Below are 10,060 nucleotides of genomic sequence, written 5' to 3' on the forward strand. Positions count from 1 at the left end.
TTTTATATCTTTAATTGAAAGTACTAATGCATACTAGGCATGTAGTACTTTTTTATTTTTTAACCATGTTAAGATAATAGATGCAACATTAATCCTTTAGTTCTCATAAAAGGAGCTTAAGTAATGGCACTAAAAAAATTCTCTTTACCTTCTAATACAGTAGCTACCATTATACTACTTGCTTTATTAATAGCCTTTAGTAGTGAAATAAAACTGATGCCTTTTGAAGATTTCCCATTTCGATTCGGATTAGGGAGTATGATTTTCTTTTTAGCTGTATTAATTCAACCTATTCCCATTATAAAATTTGGGTTTGTTACCGGAATTACAGTAGTCATATTTCGAGTTTTTTTAGATTTACTTGTTACTGATTATGAATTTAGCCAAATATTAATTGAACGTTTCCCCGCTGCACTGTTTTATTTCTTTTTTGCGTTCTTTTTATCTAAGTTAAATATTGAAAAATATAAATCAAAACCAATTGCCTTAGGATTATTTGCTACTCTTTTTGAATTTGTCAGCAACTTTATTGAAGAACTATTTATTCTTCTATTTGTCGTAACGCACACCCATTTATTGAAAGAATCATTTTTATTACTTATCGTTGCTTTTATTCGAAGTTTCTCAGTAGTTGGCATATATAGTGCAATTATTATCGGTGAACAAAAGAGACAATTTCAACAATTACTATCAATTGGCTCTAATTTATATGTAGAAACATTGTATTTAAAAAAATCAATGGACCATATTGAACAAATTACAGCATCGAGCTTTGAATTATATAAAGCGTTAAAGTCAATAGATAATCATTTAAGTACAAAGGCACTTTTTATCTCCCAAGAAATTCACGAAGTAAAAAAAGATAGCCAACGTATTTATTCGGGTCTTTCCAAAATTACAACTGCAAAAAATCTAGATGATCATTTAATTTCGAATTTATTGCAATATGTAATTGAGGCAAATAAAAAATATAGTACTTATTTAAATAAAAGTATTGAATTCAAAGAAACTTATCATACAGATTTCTATACAAAGGAACCTATTGCCCTCCTAGCTTTGTTAAACAACCTCGTTTCAAATGCTGTAGAAGCAATTGAAGAAGAAGGTTCAATTTCTATTTCTGTAAATAAACAAAATGATGAGACAGTAATTGAAGTAGAAGATACAGGTGTAGGCATTCCAAAAACGATGCTTCCTGTCATTTTCGATGCGGGGTATACAACAAAATTTAATGATGAAGGAAAAGCCTCTACAGGAATTGGATTATCCCATGTACAATCAATTGTAGAAAAATTTGAAGGAAAAATCGTTGTGGAAAGTAATCAAACCACAAAGTTCACCATTACTATCCCAACAAATAACTTGTAATAAGGAGAATAAATTATGCGGTATTTTATAGTTGATGATGATCGTGCAAGCCGTATGATGTTATCACAAATTATAGATGAAAATCATTTGGGTACAGTAATTGGTGAGGCCCAAAATGGACAAGATGCCATTCCACAAATTTTAGCTATCCAACCCGACATTGTGTTAATTGATTTATTAATGCCTAAATTAGATGGCATTGCTACGATTGAAAGACTTCGCGAACAACAGTTTACAGGATTATTTATTATGATTTCTCAAGTAGTGAATAAAGATATGGTTGCAGAAAGTTACGAAAAGGGAATTGAGTTTTTTATTCATAAGCCTATCAATAAAGTTGAGGTAGAAAAGGTCTTACGTAAAACGGAAGAACAATATCGCTTAAAAAATTCAATTCTTGCCATTCGACAATCTTTATCAAACGTTGAACCACCTATCATAACCCAAACTCAAAAAACATCCCGTGATCATATCCTAGCGATTTTAAATGATATGGGGATTATTGGCGAAGTGGGAAGCGAAGATATTACACAAATTATTGAACTGTTATTATTGGACAAGCAACACATTGCACCTTTGCCACCATTAAAGGAATTGTATGAACGAGTTGCAGAGTTAACTAAAACTACTCCTGAAGAGATTACAAAAGAAAGCAAAGCAATCGAGCAACGCGTGCGTAGAACGATCCTAGCTGCAATGATAAATTTAGCAAACTTAGGTATTGTAGACTACACAAATTCTGAATTCGAATATTACGCTCCCCGTTATTTTGATTTTACAGAAATACGCTTGCTAATGAGTAAAATAGAAAAAAACGAACCTCGAAAAGCAAAAGTAAACATAAAAAAATTTATCCAAGTATTATTTTCTGATATAAATTCAAAAATAAATTAATCGGATTTTGTCGGATTTTATATGTTGTCCGTATCATGTAAAAAGTGGGGCTATCCTACGAATATGATTGGGGGGGAAATTAATGAAGAAAAAATTCAAGCTAAGTTTGGCTTCTCAAATTTTAATCGGTCTTGTATTAGGTATCATTGTCGGTGCAGTCTTTTATGGTAATCCTAATGTTGAAACATATTTACAACCTCTAGGGACTATCTTCTTAAATTTAATTAAAATGATTGTTGTTCCTATTATTATTTCTACACTTATTGTCGGTGTAGCAGGCACGGGTGATATGAAACAGCTCGGACGCCTAGGTGGGAAAACACTTATATATTTTGAAATCATCACAACTATTGCCATTATTGTTGGGTTAGGTGCAGCAAACTTATTCCAACCTGGTGCTGGCATTAACATGGATCAGCTAACTGAAACAGATATTTCATCTTATGTGGAAACAACTGAACAAGTTGAACACGAAGGCGGATTGCTTGATACACTTGTTAGCATTGTTCCTACGAACATCATTAGTTCGATGGCTAATGCAAATATGTTACAAGTTATCTTCTTCTCAGTTTTATTTGGTTTAGGTGTTGCAGCAATTGGTGAAAAAGGTAAACCAATTTTAGCTGTTGCTCAAGGAGTAGCAGATGCTATGTTCTGGGTTACAAACTTAGTTATGAAATTTGCTCCATTTGGAGTATTTGGTTTAATCGGTGTAACTGTATCTAAATTCGGTTTATCATCGTTAATTCCATTAGGAAAATTAGCAATTTTAGTTTACGCAGCGATGATTTTCTTTGTACTCGTTGTATTAGGTCTCACAGCGAAATTTGTTGGTATTAACATTTTCAAATTGCTTAAAGTATTAAAGGACGAGCTTATTTTGGCGTATTCTACGTCAAGTTCTGAAACCGTTTTACCTCGTATTATGATGAAAATGGAAAAAATGGGTTGTCCAAAGGATATTACATCTTTTGTTATTCCAACTGGATACTCATTTAACTTAGATGGTTCAACATTATACCAAGCAATTGCTGCTATCTTCATTGCACAAATGTATGGTATTGATTTAAGTATTATGGAACAAATTACATTAATGCTTGTATTAATGGTTACATCTAAAGGAATTGCGGGGGTTCCTGGAGTTTCCTTCGTAGTACTTTTAGCTACATTAGGTTCTGTAGGTATTCCACTTGAAGGGTTAGCGTTTATCGCAGGTATTGACCGTATTTTAGATATGGCGCGTACAGCTGTAAACGTAGTAGGTAACTCTTTAGCTGCAATCGTTATGTCAAAATGGGAAAAACGCTTTGATGAAAGTAAAATGGAAGCGTATGCTGCAGAATTATCAAAATAATATTTAAAGCCGCGATTTTATTTCGCGGCCTTTTTTAATCTATTTCACTATCTTAGCTAAATAATCACGAATGGATTCTTCTCCATTAGCTAAAGCTTCTTGTTCACGAGCTTCATCTTTTGCTACTTTTGCTTCAGCAGCCTCTGCAATTTTTTCTACATCTTCTTGTGGTACTACCACTACACCATCGATATCCCCAATAATAAAATCCCCTGAATGGACTGTTACTCCACCTACAGAAACTGGGCCACCTACTACTCCGCCCCCATTTTTATTACCTGCAGCAACTGTTGTACCTAAAGAAAAGACAGGGAAATCTAGTTCTCGAACTGCTGCAAGATCTCGTATTACTCCATCTACAACAAATCCTTGAATGCCTACACCCTTTGCCAGTGAAAGAACAAAATCCCCTGCCACTGCACGATTTGTGTTCCCTTTTGCATCAATAACTAAAATATCCCCTTTTTTTGCTTTACTAATTGCTTCTAATACAGCACCATTTTCCCCATCTGGTAGTCGTACAGTAAGCGCTTGTCCTGCGATTTTGAAATGGTCAGATAGCGGCTTAATACTTGCTGCTACATTTGTATGACCACCTGTTGCATCAGAAATAGCTGTTGTAGGTAAAGCAAACAGTCTTTCTTGAATTGTTGTTGTTGCCAATTCCATACACCCCTTAATTTTCAAAATATTGTTATATTTTAGATGATATAGGAATATTAAATTAAGTTAAATAGGTTTTTTTATTTCTTTTAACACTGTTTTACTTGTTTTTGCAAAATGATTCTTCATTATTCAATAGGTTTATTTACTGGGAAATTGGAAATAATGTTGTTAATGTATGTCGGTATTTTAAAAAATAGGTAAACTAACTAAATGTGGGGAGTGATGATATGAAAACGAATCGTTTAGTCTTACAATATCAAAATGAGCAAGGCGAAATATGCTATAAAATGAAAACCTTCGATATCAACGTTATTGCAAAATCTTCTGGAGGACTAGCGCCAACGATTCTTTACTTTCACGATAACCAAGACGTAACAGATGATATACGTTCCCTTCGTTTTGGTCTGGAATCACCGTACTCCTATATTGATAATTACGATCAATTTCAAAAAATGTTATATAAAAAAGAACAAAAAGCTTTAAATGATTTATATGATTCTATCAGTATTAAGCCAAAAAATATGTCTACTGGAAAACAAATTTTATGGAGTTTTGGTGTACTACTACTAATGACCATTCCTTTAATAGTAGCGATCATTTTAAAATAAATCTTACTAGCCAAAAAATCCGCACCTCTTATGTAAGAAGTACGGATTTTTTATTTTATTATTCTGCTTTACCTTCTACTACTACATCATCAGCGCTAATATTTTCACCGAATGAAGGTTTTAATGTTTCATCATATGCTTTGTGGAAGAATTGCTCTTGTCCTAAAGCTTCAAGTTCTGTATTTAACCATTCAAGTAATTCTGTGTTTCCTTTTTTCACAGCTGGTGCAATATAATCTAAATCACCTAAACTTGATAATGCTACTGAGAAATCAGGGTTTTCATTTGCCCAGCCAAATAATAATGCGTTATCTTGTGCCATTGCATCGCCACGTCTATCTTTTAATGCTTCAAAAGACTCTGTGTTTTGATCATATTTCACAAGTTCAATTTCTGGGTGATTTTTCATGAAATAAGTTTCTGCAGTTGTACCTTTAGTTACAATTAATTTTTTACCTTTTAATTGATCAACTGACTCAATTGATGCAGAATTTGGAGATACAACACCAATTGCTACTTTCATATATGGGTTTGCAAAGTCAACTTGTTCTTGACGTTCTGGTGTTACAGTAAAGTTTGCTAATACAACATCTACTTTATCTGATTTTAATAAATCAACACGTGCTTGTGCTTCAGTTAATACATATTCTACTTTTGACTCATCGCCTAATAAATCTTTTGCAAGGCGTTTTGCTAATACAACATCATAACCTTGGTTTTCACCGTTTGCATCAACATAACCAAATGGTGGTTTATCACTAAATACTGCTACGCGTAGAGTACCACGCTCTTTAATTGCATCAATTGCAGAAGTCGCTTCTGATGAAGTTTCTGCTTTTTCTTCTGAGTCACTACCTCCACAAGCTGCTAAGATTACCGCTGTTAATGCAGCTAATAAAAGAACTAAAAACTTTTTCATGTGTGTTCCTCCTAAAATTGTAATATATTAAGGAATTGTTGAGCACGCTCTGTCTGCGGATTCGTGAAAAATTGTTCTGCAGGGGCTTGCTCATGGATATTTCCTTTATCCATAAAAATAACTTCATCTGCTACTAGTTTTGCGAAATTCATTTCATGGGTAACGATGAGCATCGTCATTCCTTGTTCCGCAAGTTGTGCAATAACATCCAACACCTCACGAACCATTTCTGGGTCAAGGGATGCTGTTACTTCATCAAATAACATGATTTCTGGGTTAATACATAGAGCACGTACAATGGCGATACGTTGTTTTTGCCCACCAGATAATTGTCTTGGGTAATCGTTTGCTCGATCAGCTAATCCAACACGTTCTAGTAGTTCTAAAGCTTGAGCCTCTACTTCACTGCGATTACGCTTTTGTACTTTAAGAGGCGATAATAAGATATTTTCCATTACTGTTAAGTTAGGAAATAAATCATAGCTTTGAAATACCATTCCGATGCGTTGACGCACTTCTCGCCATTTCGTAGATTTATTAATTAAACTCTCGTTGTCTAGTAAAATATCTCCGCCCTGAACTTCCTCTAAACCGTTCAGACAGCGTAAAAATGTACTTTTACCACAACCAGATGGCCCTAAAATTGCAATTACTTTTCCTTTTTCAACTTCAAGATCAATTCCATTTAGTACGATCTTTTCTCCGTACTTCTTTGTGAGACCCTTCACTTTTAAAATCGGAATTTGCCCACTCATACACTAACAACTCCTTAAGTTGCCCATTTGCGTTCCAGTTTTCTTGAAAAACGTGATAATGGGAAACAAATAACAAAATATAAGAAAAAAACAAAACCATAAATCCAGAATGAAATTGTTGGGTGCTCTAAATTATTTACTTCAATAATTTGCTGACCAACCTTAATTACTTCAACTACACCAATCATCGTGAGCAGAGCCGTTGTTTTAATCATCCGTGTAATTAAGTTAATCATCGGAGGTATACATCGTTTCGTAGCTTGTGGAATTAGCACATAGCGATACATTTGCGAAACGCTGAGTCCTAACGCCTTACTCGATTCAGTTTGGTGCTTTGGTAATGAAATGATAGCCCCACGAACAATATCGCTCATTTCAGCAGCACCCCATAAACTAAATACAATAAGAGCAACTACTTCTGCACTTAAGTTCAAATCAAAGTTTGCAGGGATTACATAATAAATAACAAATAACCATACTAATATTGGGATAATTCGGAATAATTCTAAATATAACTTGAAAAGAATTTGTACAAGTTTACTTTTTGAAGTTCGAATAATCCCAATTAGGATTCCCATAACTATTGAGATAACGACCGCAATGAGTGCAACTCGCAATGTTACGAGAAGTCCTAGAAGTAGCCGCTCCAAGTTAACACCTTCAAAAAGGACACTAATTCCCGAATTCAGCATGTCTTACTCTCCTTTCAAGCCAAGTTAAAAACAATGTTAAAGGAAGTAAAATGATTAAATAACCAACAACTAGCATTAATAATGCTTCGTTTGTTTTATAAAAAATACCCATTAGGTTTTTCGTTGTATTTGTAAGTTCTAAAATAGCAATACCACTAAAAACGGATGTTTCCTTTAATAGGAAAATACAGTTCGCTCCAAAACCAGGAACACTATAGGAAAACGCTTGTGGAATAATTACATAGCGCATTAATTGTAAGTTACTAAGACCAATTGCTTTACCTGTTTCGATTTGGGACTTTGTAACAGCTTCCATCCCAGCTCGGAATGCTTCAGCCATATAACTCCCACCTAAAAACGTTAGTCCAATGATCCCACATAATTCACCGCTTAAGGTAATCCCAATTTTCGGTAGCCCATAATATAAAAAGAATAATTGGATTAAAAGTGGTGTATTCCGTGCAACTTCTAAATATACTTGAACGATTTGACTTAGTACTTTCACTTTGAAATATTGAATTATACTACAAATCATTCCAACAATAATGGCAAAAGCGATCCCAATGGTTGCAAGCTTTAGCGTTAACCACAATGCCGTTTTATAGTGTGGTAATACATCTACAATATATTGCCAATCAAATGTCATTTTCCCACCACTAACGATTAATTATTTACGTACAATTCTTGCCCAGGTTGAAGTGTTTGAACTCCTTCAATTTCAACAGTTTCTGGGTATTTTAATCCTAGTCCTGTATTCAAACATACAACGTGCTCATCTTCTTTAATCCATCCTTGCTGGCGAAGAATTCTTGCAGCAGCAAATGTAGCTGCCCCCTCCGGACAGATGAAGTTACCTTCTAAAGATGCGACTTGTTTTTGAGCCGCTAATAAATCTTCTTCTGAAATCGCGATTGCACAGCCTTCTGTTGCATAAACGCCTTCTAATACTAAGAAATCGCCTAATGCTTTCGGAACATTAATCCCAAATGCACAAGTTGTTGAATTTTCAAAGAACTTAGACTCTTTTTCTCCCTTTTTCCATGCATCTACAATTGGTGCACAGCCTTCAGCTTGAACTGCTACTAAACGTGGGAATTTACCTTTTTCAATCCAGCCTAATTCTTGCATTTCAAGAATTGCTTTATAGATTCCAATAATTCCTACGCCTCCTCCTGTTGGATACAGGATAACATCAGGTACTTTCCAACCAAACTGTTCTACAATTTCGTAGCCCATTGTTTTCTTACCTTCAATACGGTACGGTTCTTTTAATGTAGAAGCATCATACACACCTTGATTTTGTACTAATCCTGCCACTACTTTACCCGCATCACTAATTAAACCGTTAATTAAATGTAAGTCACCGCCAGCAACAAATACTTCTTTGCGTGTAATTTGAGGGGCATCTAGAGGCATAACAATTGTTGCTTTAATGTTAGCTTTTGATGCATATAACGCCCATGCTGCACCTGCATTACCATTTGTAGGCATTGCAAGCTGTTTTACGCCAAGTTCTTTTGCTTTTGAAATACCAACACTTGCCCCGCGAGTTTTAAAAGATCCTGTTGGAATAATTCCTTCATCTTTTATGTATAAATTGTTAATTCCATATTCAGCTCCAAGTGTTGGGAATTTTTCAAATGGTGTCATCCCTTCACCTAGTGTTACAACATTCTCTTCACTATGCACTGGAAGTAATTCATGATAGCGCCATAAGGTATTTGATCTCTTAGAAATCTCCTCTTTTGTTACATTCGCTTTTACTTTTTCTAAATCATAGCGAACTAATAACGGCGAACCACATTTACATAGTTGTTGTACTTTATTTTCCTCGTATGTTTCGCCACATTTTGGGCACTCTAAATGTGAAATATAACTGAAGTCTTTCATTTTTTTCTCCTCCTAAAAAATAAAAGACCACAATTAGCCCCTTAAAAAAGAGAAGAATTGTAGTCTTTGGTTTAACCAATCAACTAATTATTTTATTAAACTAACATTATATTAATCTCACTTTTCCAATTAGTCAACTATGTTTTGGTAATATTTCTAAAAATAATAAGATAAATCATTATTTTACTGAACTACTCAAACTTTTTTTAATTTTTCTAATATATCTTCTGCTGATGTTGCGACTTGTAGAATATCCCTTTGCTCTTCTCGAATAAAGCCTTCTTCAATCATTTTGTTAAAGTGAAGAATTAATGCATCATAAAAGCCGTTGATATTGTAAAGAATAACTGGATTATTATGCAGACCAATTTGTGCCCATGTAAAGACTTCAAAATATTCATCCAGTGTGCCACAACCACCTGGTAAAGCAATAAAAGCATCTGATAGATCGATCATTTTCTTTTTACGAACATGCATTGAATCGACAAAATGAATTTCTGTTAAATGTAGATGAGCAATTTCACGCTTTTGTAAATGTTCCGGCATTATGCCAATTACTTTCCCATTATTGGCTAGTGCTGCATCAGCTACTGCTCCCATTAGCCCAACATTAGAACCACCGTATACAATACCGATTGAAGCGCTTGCTAACTGTGCTCCAAGTTCTTTTGCCTTTTCCATATAAATGGGACTTTTCCCTGTTTGTGAGCCACAATATATGGCAACGTTCATGATTATTCCTCCAAACCATTTTGATACAATATATTATAATCTGAAAATATTAATTAATCGTTAGGTAGTGTCAAAACTTCTATGAAAAACTGAAAATCACAAGCGTTCAGGGCGGAAAGTACTCTCCGCACGAGGTGACAATCGCTCTTGACAAACATTCCGAAAAGGTTGCGCCTTGTTTT

General features: G+C 34.4%; 11 protein-coding genes. 4 read left to right on the forward strand and 7 right to left on the reverse strand.

Going from position 1 to position 10,060, the window contains the following annotated elements; translation table 11 throughout:
* Positions 1-123 precede the first annotated feature (123 nt).
* The 3 genes from D8M03_RS12920 to gltP all read left to right on the forward strand — a co-directional run bounded on the left by D8M03_RS12920 (position 124) and on the right by gltP (position 3,616).
* Positions 124-1,368, forward strand: coding sequence for an ATP-binding protein (locus tag D8M03_RS12920; protein WP_121215244.1), 1,245 nt, complete (start codon positions 124-126; stop codon positions 1,366-1,368).
* Positions 1,369-1,383: 15 nt separating this feature from the next.
* Positions 1,384-2,262, forward strand: coding sequence for a response regulator (locus D8M03_RS12925; protein WP_121215245.1), 879 nt, complete (start codon positions 1,384-1,386; stop codon positions 2,260-2,262).
* An 82-nt stretch (positions 2,263-2,344) separates the two neighbouring features.
* Positions 2,345-3,616 carry a glutamate/aspartate:proton symporter GltP gene (gene gltP / locus D8M03_RS12930; protein WP_121215246.1) on the forward strand — a complete coding sequence of 424 codons (1,272 nt, stop codon included), beginning with the start codon at positions 2,345-2,347 and terminating at the stop codon, positions 3,614-3,616.
* Between the two features lie 39 nt (positions 3,617-3,655).
* Here gltP and D8M03_RS12935 read toward each other — a convergent pair whose 3' ends face one another.
* On the reverse strand, positions 3,656-4,279 hold the full coding sequence (locus D8M03_RS12935) for an RraA family protein (RefSeq protein ID WP_245987587.1): 624 nt from the start codon (positions 4,277-4,279) through the stop codon (positions 3,656-3,658).
* A 230-nt stretch (positions 4,280-4,509) separates the two neighbouring features.
* Between D8M03_RS12935 and D8M03_RS12940 the strand changes: the two genes are divergently transcribed.
* Entirely contained in the window at positions 4,510-4,890 is a 381-nt protein-coding gene (locus tag D8M03_RS12940; protein ID WP_121215248.1) for a sodium:proton antiporter, read from the forward strand.
* A 58-nt stretch (positions 4,891-4,948) separates the two neighbouring features.
* Here the strand turns inward: D8M03_RS12940 and D8M03_RS12945 are convergent, their stop codons facing one another.
* The 6 genes from D8M03_RS12945 to D8M03_RS12970 form a co-directional block, all read right to left on the reverse strand.
* Positions 4,949-5,809 carry a cysteine ABC transporter substrate-binding protein gene (locus D8M03_RS12945; RefSeq protein ID WP_121215249.1) on the reverse strand — a complete coding sequence of 287 codons (861 nt, stop codon included), beginning with the start codon at positions 5,807-5,809 and terminating at the stop codon, positions 4,949-4,951.
* An 11-nt stretch (positions 5,810-5,820) separates the two neighbouring features.
* Positions 5,821-6,564, reverse strand: coding sequence for an amino acid ABC transporter ATP-binding protein (locus D8M03_RS12950; RefSeq protein WP_121215250.1), 744 nt, complete (start codon positions 6,562-6,564; stop codon positions 5,821-5,823).
* A 14-nt stretch (positions 6,565-6,578) separates the two neighbouring features.
* Positions 6,579-7,256, reverse strand: a complete 678-nt coding sequence (locus D8M03_RS12955) for an amino acid ABC transporter permease (RefSeq protein WP_121215251.1) — start codon at positions 7,254-7,256, stop codon at positions 6,579-6,581.
* Complete coding sequence (locus D8M03_RS12960) at positions 7,237-7,902, reverse strand: amino acid ABC transporter permease (protein ID WP_121215252.1); 666 nt, start codon at positions 7,900-7,902, stop codon at positions 7,237-7,239. The genes D8M03_RS12955 and D8M03_RS12960 overlap by 20 nt, the downstream gene beginning before the upstream one ends.
* A gap of 17 nt (positions 7,903-7,919) precedes the next feature.
* Positions 7,920-9,146, reverse strand: coding sequence for a threonine synthase (locus tag D8M03_RS12965; protein ID WP_121215253.1), 1,227 nt, complete (start codon positions 9,144-9,146; stop codon positions 7,920-7,922).
* Positions 9,147-9,341: 195 nt separating this feature from the next.
* The gene (locus D8M03_RS12970; protein WP_211330925.1) at positions 9,342-9,878 is read right to left on the reverse strand and encodes an LOG family protein; all 537 of its coding nucleotides are present in this window, start codon (positions 9,876-9,878) and stop codon (positions 9,342-9,344) included.
* Positions 9,879-10,060 lie beyond the last annotated feature (182 nt).

Source organism: Ureibacillus endophyticus (assembly GCF_003628435.1).
Lineage (GTDB): Bacteria > Bacillota > Bacilli > Bacillales_A > Planococcaceae > Ureibacillus > Ureibacillus endophyticus.

Coding starts and splice junctions, on each gene's coding strand:
- D8M03_RS12960 (WP_121215252.1), bottom strand. CDS start 7,902: ATGACATTTGATTGGCAATATATTGTAGATGTATTACCACACTATAAA.
- D8M03_RS12925 (WP_121215245.1), top strand. CDS start 1,384: ATGCGGTATTTTATAGTTGATGATGATCGTGCAAGCCGTATGATGTTA.
- D8M03_RS12965 (WP_121215253.1), bottom strand. CDS start 9,146: ATGAAAGACTTCAGTTATATTTCACATTTAGAGTGCCCAAAATGTGGC.
- D8M03_RS12945 (WP_121215249.1), bottom strand. CDS start 5,809: ATGAAAAAGTTTTTAGTTCTTTTATTAGCTGCATTAACAGCGGTAATC.
- D8M03_RS12940 (WP_121215248.1), top strand. CDS start 4,510: ATGAAAACGAATCGTTTAGTCTTACAATATCAAAATGAGCAAGGCGAA.
- D8M03_RS12920 (WP_121215244.1), top strand. CDS start 124: ATGGCACTAAAAAAATTCTCTTTACCTTCTAATACAGTAGCTACCATT.
- D8M03_RS12955 (WP_121215251.1), bottom strand. CDS start 7,256: ATGCTGAATTCGGGAATTAGTGTCCTTTTTGAAGGTGTTAACTTGGAG.
- gltP (WP_121215246.1), top strand. CDS start 2,345: ATGAAGAAAAAATTCAAGCTAAGTTTGGCTTCTCAAATTTTAATCGGT.
- D8M03_RS12950 (WP_121215250.1), bottom strand. CDS start 6,564: ATGAGTGGGCAAATTCCGATTTTAAAAGTGAAGGGTCTCACAAAGAAG.
- D8M03_RS12970 (WP_211330925.1), bottom strand. CDS start 9,878: ATGAACGTTGCCATATATTGTGGCTCACAAACAGGGAAAAGTCCCATT.